Consider the following 20,204-nt stretch of genomic DNA (forward strand, 5'->3'; position numbering starts at 1 on the left):
CTACACCTTCTCTTTCACATTTTTACCGAGAATACCAGCTGGTCTTACCAAAAGAATAATGATTAAGACAGCATAAACAATAGCATCGCGGTAGCTTGAGAGGTTAACTGAAATTGATAATGTCTCTAAAATACCAATAACAAATCCACCAAGCGCAGCACCTGGAATAATACCAATACCACCAAGAACAGCAGCAACGAAAGCTTTGATACCAGGAGTCATTCCCATAAGTGGCTCGATTGAATTATAGTAAAGTCCAATCAAAACACCAGCGGCACCAGCTAGCGCTGAACCAAGTGCGAAAGTAAAACTGATTGTTGAATTAACATTAATCCCCATCAATTCAGCTGCATCACTATCAACAGAAACGGCACGCATAGCTTTACCCATTTTTGTCTTTTTAACAATTAACTGCAAAGCAACCATCAAGACAAGAGAAACAACCAAAATCAACAATTGAATATTTGTTACCGTAACAGGACCAAGCTTGTAGCTAACAATATCAATTGCTTGCGGGAATGAACGTGTATTGGCACCGACCAAGAAAACCATACCGTATTCAAGGAAGAATGACACACCGATAGCTGTAATCAAGGCAGCAATACGAGTTGAGTGACGCAACGGACGATAAGCTAAGAATTCAATTACCATTCCGATGAAGGCTGTTACAACCATTGTCACGATAAGCGCAAGCCAGAAATTCATATGAAGTGTACTAATAGCATAATATCCGATAAAAGCACCTAACATATAAATATCACCATGCGCAAAGTTAATTAATTTAATAATCCCATAAACCATGGTATAACCTAAAGCAAGTAGAGCATAAATACTACCTAGAATAATACCATTAACCAGTTGTTGGGGAAGTTGTTCTAAAAACATAAAATTACCAAACTTTCTAGTCAAATGATCAAAAAAACTAACGACAAAAGAGCTTAGTTTTTCTTAATTTCAACAGCATCTGCTGAAACTTCAGCACCATCTTTCATAATAACCATCAAAGCTGTTTTGATTGGATTGTGTTTCTTGTCGATAGTCATCTTACCAGTCACACCATCAAAATCTTTTAATTCAGCAAGGTTATTAGCAATATCAATTGAAGTTTTCGCACCTTCTGCTGCTTTTGCAATCATATAAACTGAATCATAAGAAAGTGCGGCAAACATATTTGGTTCTGAACCGTATTTTGCTTTATAAGCTTTAATAAAATCATTTGCTTTACCTGAAAGGGCTGTTTTTGTTGAATAACCAGATACGTAGTAAACACTATTAGCATTAGCTTTACCAGCCAAATCAGCAAAGCTATCATCATTGAAACCATCAGGTCCAAGAATTGGAACACTGATTCCCATATCACGCGCTTGTTTTGTGATAATACCAGTTTCTGTATAATAACCAGGCATAACAATAGCATCATAATCCAAGTTTTTAAATTTCGTCAAAGCTGATTGGAAATCCTTATCCCCTGAAGCAAAGGTAGCTGTTGTAACAATGTCGCCTTGATATTTTTTCTTGAACTCCTCAGCAATTCCTTTAGCATAGTCACTTGAATTGTCGTAATAAAGAACGACCTTTTTAGCATTCAAATTACTGTAAGCATATTGAGCTAAAACCTGACCTTGGAAGCTATCTTGGAAAGTCGTACGGAAAACATATTTTTTAACACCATCAACAGCATCAAGTGTTAAATCATCTTGAGTTCCGCTTGGTGTCAACAAAGGAACACCAGTTTTTTGTGCGTTCAAACTTGCTGCAGCAACAGCACCTGATGTCGCAGGACCAATCATGGCATTAACTTGACTTTGAATAGCCAAGTTTGTTGCAGCTGTTGAAGCTTCCGCATTTTCTGACTTGTTATCTTTTGTCACAAGTTCGATTTTTTTCCCATCAACGCCGCCAGCTTTATTAATCTCTTGAACAGCAAGTTTAATACCGTTGTTTTCTGCATTACCATAAGCAGCAACTGTACCAGTCAACTCAAGGTTAACACCGACTTTAATCGTATCGCCGATTGTTGTACCAGTAGCATTTGCAGTAACATCTGGAGATTTACTACAAGCCCCTAGAGCGATTGAGGTTAAAAAAGTTAACGCTGTTAGCGCAATCTTTTTATGCATAAGACATTCTCTCCTTAATTTTCTAATAAAAAAGTTAAGTCAAAGAATACTGAATTATCTGAAAATTTACACTATTCTTCACCCACTTCTTTCGTACCCAAATGTGTATTATATCAAAAATGTGACAAATTGCCCACAAAATCTTGATTAATATTATCGAGTTCTGACAAAGAAACTGCTTTCACAAATTTTAAAGCTGAAATTTCCTCAACAATATCTGCTGCTTCTTCCTTATTAACGTATAGCAGCTGATAATGCATTTTTCGAGAATGATAAAGAACATCGCCATACTTGTTCAATTTTCTCGCATCACGATTATAATATAAATAAACAATAATTCCCTGACGTTCTTGTTTTTCAAACATCTCTCTTCCCCCCTTTACTACAATGTTGATGGTGTGATTTATGTGGTGCCAAAGGCAAACCAGTATCTACAAAAATCGTTGGTGAAATGACTAATGAAATTTCTTTTGTTAACTCTGCTAGAATCTTTTGGACAGCCACTTCATTTTGTCTTAATAAGCTAACTGTTTGATCCAAATCAAGCGCTCTTTTTTCCTCTAGTAACTGACGACGAAGGTCTTTTACCTCAGGACGAAAAGCAGCATAATCTTTGACTTCTTCGTAAGATTGCTTTAAAGCCTGAAAATGAGAAATTCTCGCTTGTAAAGCTGTATCAGCTAAGAATGCTTTTTGAATTGCTAAATAAGATTTCACTGAATCTAATTCTAAAAAAGCTTGAGCAACCTCATCGATTGCTTCATCAATTTCAAATAATTGTTCATCAATTGCCAACATAAATCGATTATACCATATTTGATATCAAATGTATCCCTACCCTGCTTACAGCAAAAAAGGGAGTGAGACAGAAATCGGTAGTTTCGCAGAAACTTGATTTCATCGTCTCACCCCCGCAAGGTTGAGTAGGGTTGTAAAAGCTGATTTATCAGCGTATTGGAACCCACTCAACTACTGCGTCTTGTATAGAATATCCATCTAAAGAAAGAAGCTGAACACTTTTGTCTCAGCCTCTACTTATTTATTAAGAAATTAGTTCAATTCGTTGTTGACCATGATTTCATCGATAAAGCCGTATTCAAGAGTTTCTTGAGCGCTCATCCAGTTATCACGTTCAGCATCTGCGTGAACTTTTTCCAATGTTTGGCCTGAATTATCAGCCAAAATTTGTTCCAAGTTTTGACGTGTTTTCAAAAGGTGTTCAGCAGCAATTGCCATATCAGTTTGTTGAGTACCGCCACCAGTACCACCCATTGGTTGGTGAATCATGTATTCTGCATTTGGTAACATGAATCGTTTACCCTTTGTACCTGATGAAGCAATGATTGTACCCATTGATGCTGCCATACCCATAACAATAGTTTGAACATCTGATTTAATGAAGTTCATTGTATCTACAATAGCAAGACCAGCTGAAACTGATCCACCAGGAGTATTAACATAAAGGTAAATATCTTTTGTATTATCTTGCGCATCAAGGAACAACAATTGAGCAATGATAGAGTTTGCCATATTGTCTTCAACTGGTCCAGTCAACATGATGATACGATCTTTCAAAAGACGTGAGTAAATATCATATGAGCGTTCACCGCGGCTTGTTTGTTCAATAACTACAGGAATCATATCTTTTCTCCTTTACTAGGCTAGAAAATAATAGGTATAACATCTCAAAACTATTTTTCTGGCCTCTGTTTTAAATATTAACCTGAGACTATTATAGTCAAATGGTCAAAAAAGGTCAAATGAAAAATTTTAATATTCGACTTTTTCCTGAAGTAAAATAAATCGACTGCTTTTTTTCGGTTGATAAATGGCTAATAGAACACCGATAAAAATCAAGCCTGTTCCTAAAAATGCTAAACCGCTCAGCCATTCGCCAAAGAAAAGAAAGGCAAAGACTGCTGCAAAAATAGGCTCTAGAGCAAACATGACACTTGTGAATTCTGCACTAACATAAGATTGAACAGTTGTTTGCATCACCCAACCATAAGCTGAGCATAGCAAAGCTAGTCCTAAAACAGAAAACCAAACTGTGCTTGAATGAGGTAAAACAGGCGTTTCAAGTGAAAATGTTCCTATTAAAGCATATAAACTAGAGAAACCTAATTGCCAAATTCCTAAACTCATCGCATCTACTTTATCAACAAAGGTTTTAGAAAGAATAATGTATAAAGCTGCAGATAACAAACACATCGCAGCACCAAAATTTAATTGCGATAAATCAGCGCCGGTTAGTAGATAAAGGCCAAGTAAAACAATAAGAATCGCTACTATTGTCTTTACATTTGGCAGTTTTCGAGTCATGATAGCTTGAAAAATAGGAACTATGACCACTGTAGTGGAAGCCAGAAAACCTGCTGTTGAAGAAGAGGTATCAATAACACCAACAACTAAAAAATAAAAGACTGCAAATAATAAATCTCCCGCCAATGCACTATACGTCATTAACTTCCAAGAAAAATTTTTTTGTAAACGTCGATAAAAAATCAAAATCAAAGCCAAAAAAGCCAAACCACAACGGAGAGCTACTAATTCTATGGCTGGAATTTCAGATGCACCAAGTGCCATGAAAATATAGGACATCCCCCATGCGAGAGGCACAGTAACTGAAAATAGTTGAGCATATTTTTTTATCATAAATTTCACCTCTCAATTCCTAATATCATGCTTTTATTATAAGTTGATATAGGATATAAGTAAAATTAAAGCATATAATAGAAACATAATTTTTTCTTATGAGAGGTGCTGCAATGATTTCAAAATACGCTATTTTCTGCTCGGTTATTGAATCGGGTTCTTTTACCAAAACAGCCAACCTATTAAACTACTCACAAAGTGCTGTCAGTCAAACCATCAAAAATCTAGAAAAAGAAATTGGAACGTGTTTATTAACTCGGGGTCATGAAGGCGTCAAGTTAACAAAAGATGGTCAAGCACTCTATCCCTACTTCCAACAAATTGTCCAAAGTGAAAAACAGTTAACTAAAAAAATTGACGAATTACAAGGCCTGAATAAAGCTGAGATACGCATTGGTATTTTTACTTCAGCCAGCCGAAATTTTATTTTACCATTTATTAAAGAATTTAAATCTAAACATCCAGCAGTGAATTTTGTCCTCAAGTAAGGGGATTACACAAGCATTCACCAATGGTTAGATACCGGGCAAGTGGATTTAGGTTTCACGCACATCGATTATGTTGGTCAATTGCAATCTCAAATCCTTTATCAAGACTGTCTTTATGCAGTTCTACCAAGCAAACATCCTTTGGCAAAACAAAGCGAAGTTTCTCTTTCTGATTTGGCTAAAACTGAGTTAATTTTGCTTGATGAAGGTGAAAACAGTTTAACACGCGCAGCTTTTGCTAAAGCAAACATCACCCCAACATTCACCTACGAAATTTACGATGACTATACCATCCTTGAAATGATTCGACAAGATTTAGGAGCTAGCCTCCTTTATGAAAACTTTCTTGACGGCCTAGCTCTAGAAGATTTAACCGTTCGTCACATTACTGAAAAACCATTTCGGACCATCGTTTTGGCTTGGAAAAACTGGCAAACCCTTCCTTTAGCTGCTCAAGAATTTGCCAAAAATATTTCTAACCATATTCATGATTAAAAAAGGTTTGCGTTCTCAACCGAACGCAAACCTTTTTATTGTTAATTAAGCAGTAAGCTTAGCTTTATTTTGTACCAAACAAACGGTCACCAGCGTCACCAAGACCTGGTACGATATAACCATTTTCGTTCAATTTTTCATCAAGAGCAGCTGTATAGATATCGATGTCTGGGTGAGCTTCTTGAAGAGCTTTAACACCTTCTGGAGCAGCAACAAGACAAATAAATTTGATGTTTGCAGCACCACGTTTTTTAAGTGAGTCAACAGCCAAAATTGCAGAACCACCAGTTGCAAGCATTGGGTCTACCACAAAGATTTGGCGTTGATCGATATCTTCTGGTAATTTCACAAGATATTCAACGGGTTGTAAAGTTTCTTCGTCACGGTACATACCGATGTGACCAACTTTAGCCGCTGGGATAAGGCTCAAGAAACCATCAACCATACCGATACCAGCACGTAGGATAGGAACAATTGCCAATTTTTTACCAGTCAATTGTTTTTGAGTTGTTTTTGTAATAGGTGTTTCAATTTCAACATCTTCTAATGGAAGGTCGCGAGAAACTTCATAGCCCATAAGCATAGCGATTTCGTTAACCAATTCGCGAAAATCTTTAGTTGAAGTTGTTGTACGACGTAAAATTGACAATTTGTGTTGGATAAGCGGGTGTGAGATAACTTGGAATTTTCCCATGATTGTACTCCTTTATACTGAATTTAGTTTAACCTTACCAATTATAGCAGAAAATAGGGAAATTTGCTAAATTTTTATGACGAATGTCACATTTTTTATCATAATAGCGTTTTAAAATACTAAAAAAACAGGATTTCTCCTGCCATTATTTTCCAAAAACCTCAGCAATGCGTTTGCTTGCTTCTTTGATAGTCTCAAAAGGCGTTGCAGCATTCAAACGCGCAAAAGTTTTTCCTTCTTTACCAAAATGTGCGCCATCATTTAAAACCACTTTTGCTTCTTTTTGCAATTTTTCATCCAATTGCGGTTGTTCAATGCCATAAGCAGAAAAATCTAACCAAACCAAGTAAGTTCCTTCTGGTTTCATGACCTTGATTTTTGTATTTTTTTCAAAATAGTCGACAAGATAATCGATATTTTTTTCAACCACTTTTTTGAGTTCTTCTAACCAAGGTTTGCCATAAGTAAAGGCGGTTTCCGTAGTAATCATACCAATTGTTGGAACTTCATGCTGATTATTAGCCAGTTGAACACGTTGAAATTTTCGTCGCAAAGTCGGATTTTGAATAATCACGAAACTATTCTTAGTTCCTGCAATATTAAAAGTCTTCGTTGCTGACGATAAAACCAAGGTAAAGTCTTTAAAGCTATCATCAACTGTATTGAAAGAATGATGAGTGTGACCAAAAAGGGCTAAATCTTGATGAATTTCATCTGAAACCAAAATAACACCGTGTTTTTTGCAAAGCTGACCAATTTTTTGCAATTCATCCTTTGACCAAACACGTCCACCAGGATTATGCGGACTGCAAAAGACATAAAGTTTAACCTGATTTTCCACAATGTCTTTTTCCAACTGCTCAAAATCAATTTCAAAATGCCCATTTCTAATCAGCAATGAATTTTCAACCAACTTACGATCATTAAGGCGAATAGTACGAGCAAAGGGATAATAGACTGGCGAATTAATCAAGACAGCATCGCCTTTTTCTGTAAAAGCTTGAATAGCGACCGAAATGGCTGGGACAACACCGTCAATAAAAGAAATATCTTCCTTTTTAATCTCATAGCCATGCTCATTTTTTTCCCAATCAATCACGGATTGATAGAGAGAATCTTTAAAATAATTATAGCCAAAAATATGTTCCTGACCGTAATCAATGATGGCCTGTTTAATTTCTGGAACAGGTAAGAAATCCATGTCAGCTACCCACAATTGAAGTAAATCTGGATTTTTTTCTGAGCTTTGCCATTTATAAGTAAACTGATTTAGACGATTGGGTCTACTTGTAAAATCATATTTTCCCATATTACCCCTCCAAAGCATTTTTCAAATCTTCAATCAAATCTTCAACGTCTTCAATACCGATTGACAAACGTAATAAATCATTAGTCAAACCGTAAGAAAGACGAACATCTTCAGGAATATCAGCGTGCGTTTGCGTTCTTGGATAAGTGATTAGACTTTCTACACCTCCAAGACTTTCTGCAAATGTGATAATCTCTAGATGATTAATGATATCAGGAATTTTCGTTTCATCAACCACCTTAAATGAAATCATACCACCTTTTCCAGTATAAAGCACCTCTTTGACAGCAGATGAATTTTTCAAAAAGGCAACAATTTCGTGAGCATTTTCTGTGGCTTTTTCCATACGAAGTTTAAGAGTCTTGAGACCTCGCATTAACATGTAGGAATCAAAAGGAGAAAGGGTAGGTCCTGTAGTATTCAGATTATAAAAAAGTTTTTCATATATAGCTTTATCACTGGTAATCACAACGCCTGCAAGAACATCATTGTGACCCGCTAAATATTTTGTAGCTGAATGAACCACGATATCAGCTCCAAGAGTAATTGGATTTTGATAAATCGGACTATAAAATGTGTTATCAACGACTAATTTAGCTCCATTTGCATGTGCAACTTCTGCAACTTTCACAATGTCAAATTCAATCATCAAAGGATTCGTCGGTGTTTCAAGGTAAACGATATCCGTTTCTTCAGAAATGGCAGCTAAAAGGTCCGTTTCTGAATTAGCATAGGTAAACTCAAAGCGTCCTTCTTTTTCCTTGTCATTAAACCAACGGAAAGACCCGCCATACAAATCACGCGCAGCTACTACTTTTGCCCCAACAGGAAAAATTTCAAGTGCCAAAACAATAGCGCTCATACCTGATGAAGTCGCTAAGGCATAATCTGCTTTTTCAATCGCTGCCAGTGTTTTTTCAAGGGTAGCACGTGTTGGATTTTTCGTTCTTGTATAATCAAATCCAGTTGATTTTCCAAATTCTGGGTGCTGATAAGTCGTTGAAAAATGAATCGGTGCTGCAAGAGCTCCCGTTGCTTCATCCGACTTGATCCCAGCATGAGCTAAAATAGTAGCCAATCTACAGTCACTTTTCATAATAGTCCCCCTTCTCATCTCATATACGATCTGTCAAAAATTTATAGACCTTATTCTAACATTTATTTTCTAAAATGCATGCCTTTTAGCTATTCTAATTCTTGATACTTAGCTATAAGAAAAAACTATAGCTAAAAAGAAAGTGATGTTTTAAAAGCTGATTTATCAGCATATTAGAAATCAGTCAACACTATGCCTTGCTTATTATAACTACATAAAAAAGAAGCTGAGAACTTTTGTCTCAGCCTCTTTCACGAGTCTAGAAATTAAAAGCAAATTTAGCCCTATGGACTGTTTTTTACTCTAGATGGAATTTTTGACGCAATGCTTTTGCTCGACTTCCAATTAATTTATCTAAGAGATGAGTTACCAAAGCTAAGAAGCCATAAACAGCAACACCAAGTGCTCCCATAAGAACTAAATAGATGACACTACCAATACGAGTCGTTGGACTGATAATGAAGTGAAGTCCAAAAGTACCTAAAGCAACGACCACTCCCATGATGGCTGTTAAAATAGTCACCAAAAGAATGCCTCGCCATAATGCCTTGCGGTTAAAGTGTGTTACTTGGTGAATTTGATTAAACATCAGAACAATTGGAATCATCAAACCAATAGCTGTTGATAAAAGTGGACCATAAGCTTTAAATAAAAAGATAAATGGTACTTGCAAAACAATCTTGACAACTAAGCCATACGCAAAATAGTGAATTGCTTTGCGGTTTTCAAAAAGTGCTTGCAACATTGGTGCTAACAAACTATAAAGTGCCAAGAAAATCACTTGAATCAAAGCACCAACGAACAACCATAATGCATCGCTATTTGGTGCACCATAGAAAAGAGTGTAGAGAGGTTGAGCCAAAATAATAGCTCCCATCATAGCTGGGAAAAGCACCATGCACAACATTTGTAAACTATTAATCACCAAATGTGCAGCAGCTTTTCTATCTTTATTGACAAAGTTTTCTGTCAAAAGTGGAATACCTGCACCACCAATTGCTGTTGCCAGAGAAATCAAAATCATCGTAACTTTATTTGGATTACTTGACAAATAAGCGTACAAGATTTGCAATTCTTTCAAACTATGCGTGGTAAAGAGTTTCATTGAATTAATGAAAGACCATTGGTCAACAAGTTGGAACAATTGAATTGCTGCTCCAGTGATGATAAATGGAATTGCTTCTTTTACGGTTTCGATGATAATCGCATTAGCATCGATATCAATCTCTTCATTTTCCTTAGATAAAATAGCCTGTAGTTTTCCTTCTTTCCAAAGGAAGAAAATGAGCACCATCACACTGGCAATCATTCCGATAAAGGCTGCAAACGTCGATTGTACAACGGCTGAGACATAGTCGCCAGAGCCAATCTTCATAATCATAAAAGCTGTAAGCAACATCCAAATCACACGAATCACTTGTTCAGCAATTTGGCTCATGGCATAAGGTTTTAAGTTGTTAAAACCTTGAAAGAATCCACGAAGAACACTCATCGATGGGAAAATCAATACCGCCCAAGATAAGCTTTTCATAACGCGAACCAAATCTTCGCCACCACCACTCCAGGCAGCTTGAAGTGGTGCTCCAAGATACATAATTGCCGCAAAAATCAACCCAAGTAATAAGGTTAATTTTAAAATTTTGCGTAAAAGGTAATAGCTGGTCTCTTCTTGCCCAAGAGTATTATATTTAGAAACTTGCTTGGCAATGGCTACAGGAATTCCAGCCGTTGAAATTAATAGGAATACAGCATAAATGTTATAGCCCATTCCAAAAAGAGCATTAGCTTGTTCACTGTGTGTGCCCATCCATGCATACCATGGAATAATATAGAAGGCACCCAAGAGACGACTGATGAAGTTTGAAGCTGTTAACCAAGCAGCTCCACGCACCATCTGCTGTTGCTGTGTCACATTTGTTTTGTTTTCAGACATAGTATTCTTCCTAATTTTAAAATAAGCGTTACTTTTTATTATAAACTTTTGCCTGTGACTTGTAAAACAAGGACATTAAGTCTAAAATAGAGAGTATGATTACACTTGAAAAAACCCTCGACATTTTGAAAAAAGATCATAATTTCCGTGAAGTGATCTTCCATAATCATTACAGTCTTAATTGGGCAGAAAATCCTACTTTTTCTAAAATTAGTTTTGATAGCCGAGACGTAGACAGTTCAACACTATTCTTTGCCAAAGGTGCGACCTTTAAAAAAGAATATCTTGAGCAAGCTATCCAAAAAGGCTTACCTTTCTACGTCAGCCAAGTTGACTATGAACTAGATATTCCTGCTATTATCGTTACAGATATCAAAAAAGCTATGAGCCTGATTGCGATGGAATTCTACGGTCATCCTGAAGAAAAACTAAAAATTATTGCTTTTACAGGGACAAAAGGAAAAACGACTGCTGCATACTTTGCTTATAACATTTTAAAACAAAGTCACAAACCAGCTATGTTTTCAACTATGAATACAACCCTCGATGGCGAAACATTCTTCAAATCAAAACTAACAACACCAGAAAGTCTTGATCTCTTCAAAATGATGGCGACAGCTGTTGATAATGGTATGACTCACCTTATCATGGAAGTTTCTAGTCAAGCCTACCTTGTTGACCGTGTCTATGGTTTAACATTTGATGTTGGTGCTTTTCTTAATATCAGTCCAGACCACATTGGACCAATTGAACACCCAACCTTTGAAGATTATTTCTACCACAAACGCTTGTTGATGGCTAACAGTAAAGCCGTTGTTGTTAATGCAGGCATGGATCATTTTAATGTGGTTGCTGAACAAGTAGCTGATCTTCCTCATGATTTTTATGGTAAGGGTTCTGATAACACTATTGAAAATGGCCGAGCGTTTGATTTTGACGCGACTGGTAAACTCGCTGGTCATTATGACATCCAACTCATTGGCTCATTTAACCAAGAAAATGCCATGGCAGCTGGCCTTGCTTGTCTTCGATTAGGAATAAGTCTTTGTGATATCAAAAAAGGAATCGCTGAAACAAGCGTTCCTGGCCGTATGGAAGTCATTACGCAAGCAAATGGCGCTAAAGTTTTCGTCGACTACGCTCATAATGGAGATAGTCTTGAAAAACTATTATCAGTTGTCGAAGAACACCAAACTGGAACACTGCATTTGATTTTGGGAGCTACTGGTAATAAGGGAGAAAGCCGTCGTGCTGACTTTGCCCGTGTCATCAATGCTCACCCAGATCTTCAGGTGATTTTGACAGCTGATGACCCTAATTACGAAGATCCACAAGCAATCGCTGAAGAAATTGCAAGCCAAGTTACTCGTCCGCTAGCTATTCAAGTAGATCGTGAAAAAGCTATCGCCAAAGCCATGGCAGCTACTACAAATGAAAATGATGCTGTTATTATTGCTGGTAAGGGTGCTGATGCTTACCAAATCGTAAACGGTGAACGCACAGCCTATGCTGGTGACTTGAACATCGCTAAAAAGCATCTTAATTAGAACGGTTTCAATTATTATTTTGAATCATTCTAATTAATTATAATTGTGTTTAATTTTTATAAAAATTTTCAAAAAAAGGCTTCTCAGAGGCCTTTTTTCTTGTTACAATGAAGAAACAATTCTCAGTTTTTTGAGACTTGTAATCACTATCATTTTCGCAAGAAAGGAGGTCTGTTATGTCAGAAATTCGTGCTGAAAACATTTCTATCTCTTATGATGATAAATCTGTGATTCAAGACTTGTCGACTCATATTGTTAACGGTAAAATCACAACTATCATTGGAGCTAATGGCTGCGGTAAATCCACTTTACTAAAAGCCTTAACACGTATTCAGGCAGTAAAATCTGGTCAAATTTTGATTGATGGTAAAGCTATTGCTGATTTACCAACTAAGGAAATTGCTAAAAAAATAGCTTTGCTCCCACAAGTACTTGAAGCTACTGAAGGCATTACAGTTTATGAACTTGTATCATACGGCCGTTTTCCTCACCAAAAGTATTTTGGACAACTAAGTAACGATGATAAAGCTAAAATTAACTGGGCAATGGAAATGACAAAAATCACTGACCTTGCCAATGAAAAAGTCGATGCTCTCTCAGGAGGTCAGCGCCAACGTGTTTGGATTGCTATGGCATTAGCCCAAGATACAGAGACAATTTTTCTTGATGAACCTACAACTTATCTAGACATGAATCATCAATTGGAAATTTTAGAATTACTCAAAAAACTCAATCAAGAAACCCGTAAAACTATCATTATGGTCTTACATGATTTGAATTTATCGGCACGTTTTTCAGATAACTTAATTGCCATGAAAAACGGTGCTATTCAATATCACGGTCAGGTTGAAGAGGTTATGACAACTGATATTTTAAGAGATATTTTTAGCATCGAGGCACAGATCGTTCAAGATCCTATTCACAACTGTCCTATTTTGCTGACTTATCAGCTCACATAAATATCAGGAGAACTTAGACATGAAAAAGTTTTTTGTCGCTTTAACAACATTTCTAGCAACACTTATGCTGGTTGCTTGTCAAAATAACTCATCAACTTCAGATAGTACAGAACTATCAAGCATGCCTAAAATAACAGGATTTTCTTACCAGGGGGATATTCCTAAAAATCCTAAAAAAGTTGTCAACTTTGCTTACTCTTATACTGGCTATCTTCTTGAATTAGGAGTTAATGTGTCTAGTTATTCACTAGATTTAGAAAAGAATAGCCCAGCTTTTGGTAACCAATTGAAAGATGCTGTTCAATTAACTTCAGATGACACCGAAGCTATCGCTGCTCAAGAACCAGACCTCATCATCGCCTTTTCAACTGATGAACACCTCAAAGAGCTAAAAGAGATTGCTCCTGTTTTGGTTATTGAATATGGTAAAAGTGATTACTTAGAAATGATGACAAACCTAGGAAAAGTCTTTGGTAAAGAAGACAAAGCTAAAAAATGGCTTGATAACTGGAAAACTAAAACAGCCAAAGCTAAAGAAGAGCTATCACAATACCTTGATCCATCAACCAGCTTTACTGTTATGGATTTCTATGATAAAAATATCTACCTCTACGGTAATAACTGGGGACGTGGTGGAGAATTGATTTATGACTCACTAGGTTATACAGCCCCAGAAAAAGTAAAAAATGATGTTTTCAAAGCTGGTTGGTTTGGTATTTCACAAGAAGTTCTTGCCGATTATACTGGTGACTATCTTGTTCTCAATGTTAGCAAAGATACCAAGGAAGCCGCTGCTTCACTAAAAGAAAGTGATATTTGGAAAAATATCCCAGCTGTTAAAAATCAAAAAGCTCTTGAAGTTGACGAAAATCTCTTCTACTTCTCTGACCCAATGTCACTCGACAAACAATTGGAAGCTTTTATATCAGCTATCAAAAAAGCTAACAGTTGATAATTTTCAATCATTTCTCTGAAAAGGAAATACAATGAAACAACCGTACCTTCTTATTCAGAAAAATAAGCCAAGTCAAACTTGGCTTGTTTTTTTCAGCATTAGTATCTTTTTTCTTCTAGGCTGGTACTTGAGCCTACGTTTTGGTGCTATTTCTTATTCAAACAAACAACTTTTGAGTGTTTTAAAAACACCATTAACTGATTCTAGTTTGCAAGATGTCATTTTTGATTTGCGCTTACCGAGAACAATCGCTGCTATTTTAGTTGGAGCAGCCATGGCTCAAGCAGGTAGTATTATCCAAGGGGTTACTCGAAATCCCATTGCCGATCCAGGGCTCCTTGGCATTAATGCTGGAGCTGGATTAGCCTTGATTGCTGGTTATGCTATTTTCGGTAGCATGCACTACAGCCTAATTCTGATACTTTGTCTCCTTGGAGCAGGTATTGCTGCTTGTCTGATTTTCGGTATTGCCTATCATCCCCAAAAGGGATATCAGCAAGTTCGACTTATTTTAGCAGGGGCTATGATTTCAACTCTTTTTTCATCTCTTGGACAAGCTCTAACACTATATTTTGATTTATCAAAAGCAGTGATTGGTTGGCAAGCAGGTGGACTAGCGCAGACCAATTGGAGAATGCTTGCAATTATTGCACCTTTCATTATTATTGGTTTGCTACTAGCACAGCTAATGGCTCACCAGTTGACCATTTTAGGTCTCAATGAAACAGTCGCTAAATCGTTAGGACAGAGAACACTTACTGTCACTATTAGTCTTCTCAGCATTGTCCTGATCTTATCTGCTGCTGCCGTCGCTCTTGTTGGAAGTCTTGCTTTTGTAGGGCTTATCATTCCTCATTTTATCAAGATGTTTGTGGCTAGAGATTATCGTATAATTCTTCCTTTAACAGCATTTGCTGGTAGCACTTTTATGCTTTGGGTGGATTTAGTATGCCGTACCATCAACCCACCAGCTGAAACTCCTCTTAGTGCTATTATCAGTATCGTTGGGCTACCTTGCTTTCTTTGGTTAGTCCGAAAGGGGGAACATCTATGAAATTTCAAACAAGATGGATTAGCCAATTCGCTTTTCTTCTCCTTATTTTGCTGCTCGTTTTTCTCTGTTCCTTATCAATAGGCTATGCTAATACATCTTTTATTAAAGTTATCGAGGTCTTTTTAGGCCAATCAGACGCCACTATGTCTTTGATTGTTCTGAAAATTAGACTTCCTCGAATTTTAGCCTGTATGATTGGTGGTGGCTCACTTGCCATGGCAGGCGTCTTGCTACAAACACTTACTAAAAATCCACTGGCCGACTCTGGGATTTTAGGGATTAATGCTGGGGCTGGATTGGTCATTGCGATAATGGTAGGTGTCTTAGATATCACAAATCCAGCTAGCCTTGCACTAATGCCTTTCTTAGCTATACTTGGTGCTCTGTTAACCATCTGCACAGTATACGCCGTTTCTTATCAAAGGCATCAACCGATTCGTCCAATACGGTTAATCATCTCAGGTGTGGGAATATCAAGCCTGCTCTCAGGTATCATGGTTTCTATTATTGCAAATCTTGACATTGGTAAAACTGAGTATATTGTCTCATGGTTAAGTGGTAAGGTAACTGGTGGTAACTGGCAAATCTTGGTGATTTTTACACCTTTATTAATCATCACTTGGGGAATTACTTACTGGCGCAGTTATCGTCTTAACATGATGATGTTCAGTGAAGAAACAAGCATTACACTTGGACTTAATATAAAAAATGAGCGCCTTTGGACACTCATCTTATCAACAACTTTAGCCGCACTTAGTGTGGTTTTAGTTGGTAATATTACTTTTGTCGGACTACTAGCTGGTCATATCACACACCGCTTACTTGGCAACGATCATCGCCTCATCTTACCAGCTAGTATGCTCACTGGAATGATACTACTTCTCATCGCAGATACTATTGGGCGTAGCTTACTTGTTGGAACAGGTATTCCAACAGGAATTATCATCTCAGTAATTGGAGCACCTTATTTCCTTTATCTCATGATAAAAACAGCATAAACTGCCCACTGGACCTAACTCGCTTTCTTATTTCTTAGCTCGTGAAAAAAACTGTCCACTGGACTTAACTCGCTCTTCTATTTCTTGGCTCGTGAAAAAACTGTCCACTGGACAGTTTTTTTAATCTTTACTTGTAAAAACTAGAGTTTCTTTATCAAAGCTCATATTTAATTGGTATTTACCTTGATCATTTTTTCGGATATAATCCAATTTTTCCAAAGCTTCCACAAAAATATCAGGTCGTTTTTGTGCGACTTCGTCTTTTCTAGCAAATTTCAAAAGAAAAGTTGTCATGTATTTCAAGGCGTACTGTGGATTAACATCTCCAAGTAAGTCAAATAAAGGCTCTTGCGCTTCAGACATTGGTAAATTATCAGCTAATTTGAAAAAATAATTTGCAAGCGTTAATTCGCTTCTAGCAATGCTTGTTTTTTCAATAAGTACCAAATCGTTAGTCTCATTAGTCAGACGTGTCTCAAAAGATAATGCCATCAACTCATCATAAATAGCACTTTGGTCATCTACAAAAATCTGACTGTCTAAGTCAATAGTTTCTAAAGAATTTAGTAAGTCAAAACCAATTGTATAACGTTTATTGTCACGAACAATGTAGCCTGCTTGGACATATTCTTCAATCAAGCGATCAATCTTTGGCACATCTTGAAAATTGGCTTTGATTTGACGTAAGGTCACATCATCTGTCTGGTAAAGAAAATTAGCCAAATCCTTAAAAAAAGTTTGACGTGTTAATTTATCTGGATTAAAAATCTTAATCATGTAATTCTCCTAAATAGTGTAAATACTCTGATTGCGATAGCTGACTAGGGTTCGTCCCTGCTTTGTTTAACGGTACAGCAAGACCAAGCTGCTCATAGTAAAACTGCCAAAAATCAGAAATCGTATGCTTATCATCCCCAAATTGCATTGGAATGGTTTCAAAAATCGGTAAAATTTCTGCGATATACTGTGAACAATAATAGCAACCATTATCCGGATAAAAACTGTGATTGTAAGGTCTGCCCAGCAAATGCTCCGCTGCTGCCTGAACCTGCTCAGCCTTAATCCTAGGATAACGGTAAACAAAAATCCTATGCTGCTTCGTTTTCAAAAATTCCCTTAACTGCTGTTTAATAACACCTTTATCCTTGGTCGCATGATAAATCATCTGATTAAATATAAATGCCAACATGACTATACTGCCCTGTTGCCTCCTGAATAGCTTGCGACATCTCTTGGTTTCCACGCATAAAGAGCAAATCACCAGCTTGCAATTCTCGTAATTTCATATGTTCATTGTAACAAAAAACAAGAATGACTGCTATAAGAAGATAAGCTTCACTTTTAATAAGTTTTTATCTTTGAAGAACTTTTGAGGTCTATGCTATAATGCCAGTATGAAAATATTAATTCCTAACGCCAAAGAATTACATACCAACCAAGATGCTTTTCCAAGCCAACCATTATCTGCCAAGAGCCAAGTAGTGCTCAAAACCTTACAAGAATACCCCGCCGAAAATTTGGCTAATTTCTACAAAATCAATTTAAGTAAAGCTGACCAAGAATGGACACGTTGGCAACGTCTAGCGGGTAAACAAGCCAAAAACTATCCCGCATGGCTATTATATGACGGTCTCATGTATCGGTATATGAAACGAACTCAGGTAACCGAAGCGGAGCGACATTATCTTGATAACCATCTTCGTATCGCTACTGCCTTATACGGTTTAATCAGTCCCATGACGTTAATCGCACCACATCGCCTTGATTTTCAAGGCAATCTCAAAATCAATGGTACCTCATTGAAACAATTCTGGCGAAAATCATATGATGAACAAGTTCAAGAAGATGACCTTATCATTTCACTCCTATCATCAGAATTTGAGCAAGTTTTCTCTCCAAATATCCGCAAACGCATGGTTAAAATTGTCTTTATGGAAAATAGAAACGGAAAGCCAAAAGTTCACTCAACCATTTCTAAAAAAGGACGTGGTCGTTTGGTCTCACTAATGGCTGAAAAACAAATTAAAACGCTTGATGCCATCAAAACATTAACTTTCGATGGTTTCGTATTTTCCAAAGACCATTCAGACGACAAAACACTCACCTTTATCCGAAATGGGGAATAAAAAAGACGACTAACAAATGTCGCCTTTTTTATTTTATGTTGCCAATTAATTAAGCGTTGAAGCTTTCAGTCAATTGTGGGACAACTTGTTTTTTACGCGAAACTGCACCAGCAAGGAATGCGTGGTTGTTTTCAAGTTTGAAGTTGAAGGCAGCTTCAACTTTATCCATATTAGCACCAAGTGCCAAAATTTCTGAGTTTGAGTTAAGGATATCAGTAATCATAAGAACAAAGTCAGAGTAACCGTTAGCAGAGATTGCAGCTGTCATAGCAGCTTCGATTTCTGATTGACGTTCAAGAACTTCGTTGATGTCAACTGTGTTAACTTGTGCAACACGAACTTGGTTTCCGTTAAGTTCAAATGATTTTGCATCGATATCAATCAATTCTTCAGCAGATTTTGTTGCCAAGTTTGTACCAGCTTTAAGCAATGCCAAACCATATTCTTCAAGGTTAACACCTGCGATTTCTGCCAAGTCAGCAGCAACAGCTGGGTCAGTTGCGTGAGTTGTTGGTGATTTAAGAAGAAGTGTATCTGAAATCAAACCAGACAAAAGCAATCCAGCCATTTCTTTAGGAATAACAACATTGTTTTCTTTGTATAGACGGTAAACAATTGATGAAGCTGAACCAACTGGTTCTAAACGCATGTAAAGTGGGTTAGCAGTTTCAAAGTTAGAAACACGGTGGTGGTCAATCACTTCAACAACTTCAACGTCACGAATATCTGAGATTGATTGTTGGAATTCATTGTGGTCTGTCAAAATAACTTGGTCAGCACCTTCTGCTTTAGCTGATTCAACAACACGTGGTGCTTCTACACCAAAGTAGTTCAATGCAAAAGTTGTTTCTTCATTTGGAGTTCCAAGAGCAACAGCTTCAGCATCTACACCAAGTTCACGTTTCAAGTATACGTATGCGATTGATGAACCAAGCGCATCAGAGTCTGGATTTTGGTGACCAAAAACTAAAATTTTAGACATGTTTTTTACCTCATAATAATTATTTATTCTTATTTTAGCAAAATTTAAGGGAGATAGCAAAACTAGCAGACGCTTTTCCCGCATTATTCCTGCAAAAAAAGCACCTTTATCAGCAACTCTCAGCAGTTGATGATAAAAATGCTTTCATTTTTATTCATTTTCTTTTATCTCTTTTGCAGAATCATCATGAGGATTTTCTGAAATAGTGGCACTAATTTCTGAAGCTTTTTCAGATATATCATCCTTCTTACCATACTTTTCCTGTTCTAAAGCAAGGCGCAAAAGACGCTCTTCTTCCTCACGATTTTCTTGATTTCTGATAGCTTCTTGTCTCTTACGATAAGCCATAAATTTTCGACTATTATCCACAATATGTAGATTTTTAATGCCTTTAGCAAGCAAGCGCCAAATAAAAGTAATCAATGACTCAAGTAAGAGTAATAATTCAATCACAACAACACCCAGCAAACTCCAGGCCATAAATAGCGTCACTAGTAGCTGTGAAAAAATCTTTTTAAGATTTCCTAAATCATTATTATGAATAGATAAAGTTTCCAAGAAAAGATTCAAAATACCTTGTAAAAGACCTGATTTAACAGATTTATCACTGTTCAAATCCATTTCTTCTTGACTTGGCATCACCAAAACAATATCACCGTCTTGGATATAATCCACTCTATCTCCTAATGTAATATCAAAATCAAATAAGTCACGCGCTAACTTTTTTATTTTACCATCTTGTGTCAAATAAACGAACTGATCGTCAAATTTTAAAACTTTGTAACTGTTCATA

The 20,204-nt window shown here is 36.8% G+C and carries 19 protein-coding genes and 2 pseudogenes; 7 read left to right on the forward strand and 14 right to left on the reverse strand.

The window, feature by feature from the left end:
• From JG537_RS01860 to JG537_RS01885, 6 genes are all read right to left on the reverse strand, one after another.
• Positions 1-885, reverse strand: a complete 885-nt coding sequence (locus JG537_RS01860) for a branched-chain amino acid ABC transporter permease (protein WP_132868756.1) — start codon at positions 883-885, stop codon at positions 1-3.
• A gap of 53 nt (positions 886-938) precedes the next feature.
• Entirely contained in the window at positions 939-2,120 is a 1,182-nt protein-coding gene (locus JG537_RS01865; RefSeq protein ID WP_199542917.1) for an ABC transporter substrate-binding protein, read from the reverse strand.
• A 113-nt stretch (positions 2,121-2,233) separates the two neighbouring features.
• Positions 2,234-2,485 (reverse strand): DUF2129 domain-containing protein, encoded by a 252-nt coding sequence (locus JG537_RS01870; protein WP_199542920.1) that lies wholly within the window; start codon positions 2,483-2,485, stop codon positions 2,234-2,236.
• A complete protein-coding gene (locus JG537_RS01875; RefSeq protein WP_199542923.1) occupies positions 2,478-2,918 on the reverse strand; it encodes a YlbF/YmcA family competence regulator in 441 nt (146 codons plus the stop codon). The genes JG537_RS01870 and JG537_RS01875 overlap by 8 nt, the downstream gene beginning before the upstream one ends.
• A 252-nt stretch (positions 2,919-3,170) precedes the next feature.
• Positions 3,171-3,761, reverse strand: coding sequence for an ATP-dependent Clp protease proteolytic subunit (locus tag JG537_RS01880; protein WP_021142943.1), 591 nt, complete (start codon positions 3,759-3,761; stop codon positions 3,171-3,173).
• 129 nt (positions 3,762-3,890) lie between these two features.
• Positions 3,891-4,775 (reverse strand): DMT family transporter, encoded by an 885-nt coding sequence (locus JG537_RS01885; RefSeq protein WP_199542925.1) that lies wholly within the window; start codon positions 4,773-4,775, stop codon positions 3,891-3,893.
• A gap of 113 nt (positions 4,776-4,888) precedes the next feature.
• Between JG537_RS01885 and JG537_RS09810 the strand changes: the two are divergent.
• Positions 4,889-5,758 (forward strand): annotated as a pseudogene (locus tag JG537_RS09810) (LysR family transcriptional regulator).
• A 64-nt stretch (positions 5,759-5,822) separates the two neighbouring features.
• Here the strand turns inward: JG537_RS09810 and upp are convergent.
• The 4 genes from upp to JG537_RS01910 form a co-directional block, all read right to left on the reverse strand.
• Complete coding sequence (gene upp, locus JG537_RS01895; RefSeq protein WP_021142946.1) at positions 5,823-6,452, reverse strand: uracil phosphoribosyltransferase; 630 nt, start codon at positions 6,450-6,452, stop codon at positions 5,823-5,825.
• A 145-nt stretch (positions 6,453-6,597) separates the two neighbouring features.
• Positions 6,598-7,761 carry a MalY/PatB family protein gene (locus JG537_RS01900; RefSeq protein ID WP_132869482.1) on the reverse strand — a complete coding sequence of 388 codons (1,164 nt, stop codon included), beginning with the start codon at positions 7,759-7,761 and terminating at the stop codon, positions 6,598-6,600.
• Between the two features lies 1 nt (position 7,762).
• Positions 7,763-8,857 carry a cystathionine gamma-synthase gene (locus JG537_RS01905; protein ID WP_132869481.1) on the reverse strand — a complete coding sequence of 365 codons (1,095 nt, stop codon included), beginning with the start codon at positions 8,855-8,857 and terminating at the stop codon, positions 7,763-7,765.
• A gap of 298 nt (positions 8,858-9,155) precedes the next feature.
• A complete protein-coding gene (locus tag JG537_RS01910; protein WP_199542927.1) occupies positions 9,156-10,790 on the reverse strand; it encodes a putative polysaccharide biosynthesis protein in 1,635 nt (544 codons plus the stop codon).
• A gap of 95 nt (positions 10,791-10,885) precedes the next feature.
• Here JG537_RS01910 and JG537_RS01915 point away from each other — a divergent pair, with 95 nt between their 5' ends.
• From JG537_RS01915 to JG537_RS01935, 5 genes are all read left to right on the forward strand, one after another.
• Positions 10,886-12,337 (forward strand): UDP-N-acetylmuramoyl-L-alanyl-D-glutamate--L-lysine ligase, encoded by a 1,452-nt coding sequence (locus tag JG537_RS01915; RefSeq protein WP_199542930.1) that lies wholly within the window; start codon positions 10,886-10,888, stop codon positions 12,335-12,337.
• 176 nt (positions 12,338-12,513) lie between these two features.
• Positions 12,514-13,296: an ABC transporter ATP-binding protein gene (locus JG537_RS01920; protein ID WP_132869121.1), complete on the forward strand. Its 783-nt coding sequence runs from the start codon at positions 12,514-12,516 to the stop codon at positions 13,294-13,296.
• Positions 13,297-13,315: 19 nt separating this feature from the next.
• On the forward strand, positions 13,316-14,248 hold the full coding sequence (locus JG537_RS01925; RefSeq protein ID WP_132869120.1) for an ABC transporter substrate-binding protein: 933 nt from the start codon (positions 13,316-13,318) through the stop codon (positions 14,246-14,248).
• A 34-nt stretch (positions 14,249-14,282) separates the two neighbouring features.
• Complete coding sequence (locus JG537_RS01930; RefSeq protein ID WP_132869119.1) at positions 14,283-15,305, forward strand: FecCD family ABC transporter permease; 1,023 nt, start codon at positions 14,283-14,285, stop codon at positions 15,303-15,305.
• The gene (locus tag JG537_RS01935) at positions 15,302-16,303 is read left to right on the forward strand and encodes a FecCD family ABC transporter permease (RefSeq protein WP_199542933.1); all 1,002 of its coding nucleotides are present in this window, start codon (positions 15,302-15,304) and stop codon (positions 16,301-16,303) included. Before JG537_RS01930 ends, JG537_RS01935 begins: the two co-directional genes overlap by 4 nt.
• A 120-nt stretch (positions 16,304-16,423) precedes the next feature.
• Here JG537_RS01935 and JG537_RS01940 read toward each other — a convergent pair whose 3' ends face one another.
• Together JG537_RS01940 and JG537_RS01945 are read right to left on the reverse strand one after the other, a co-directional pair.
• Positions 16,424-17,080, reverse strand: coding sequence for a DUF1803 domain-containing protein (locus JG537_RS01940; RefSeq protein ID WP_199542936.1), 657 nt, complete (start codon positions 17,078-17,080; stop codon positions 16,424-16,426).
• Positions 17,073-17,589: pseudogene (locus JG537_RS01945) on the reverse strand (YiiX/YebB-like N1pC/P60 family cysteine hydrolase). The gene JG537_RS01940 and the pseudogene JG537_RS01945 overlap by 8 nt, the downstream one beginning before the upstream one ends.
• A gap of 108 nt (positions 17,590-17,697) precedes the next feature.
• Between JG537_RS01945 and yaaA the strand changes: the two are divergent.
• Positions 17,698-18,429: a peroxide stress protein YaaA gene (gene yaaA / locus JG537_RS01950; protein ID WP_199542939.1), complete on the forward strand. Its 732-nt coding sequence runs from the start codon at positions 17,698-17,700 to the stop codon at positions 18,427-18,429.
• Positions 18,430-18,478: 49 nt separating this feature from the next.
• Here yaaA and JG537_RS01955 read toward each other — a convergent pair whose 3' ends face one another.
• Positions 18,479-19,411, reverse strand: a complete 933-nt coding sequence (locus JG537_RS01955; RefSeq protein WP_199542941.1) for a manganese-dependent inorganic pyrophosphatase — start codon at positions 19,409-19,411, stop codon at positions 18,479-18,481.
• 150 nt (positions 19,412-19,561) lie between these two features.
• Positions 19,562-20,203, reverse strand: coding sequence for a hypothetical protein (locus JG537_RS01960; RefSeq protein ID WP_199542944.1), 642 nt, complete (start codon positions 20,201-20,203; stop codon positions 19,562-19,564).
• Between the last annotated feature and the right edge of the window lies 1 nt (position 20,204).

Source organism: Streptococcus vicugnae (assembly GCF_016461705.1).
Taxonomy (GTDB): Bacteria; Bacillota; Bacilli; order Lactobacillales; family Streptococcaceae; genus Streptococcus; species Streptococcus vicugnae.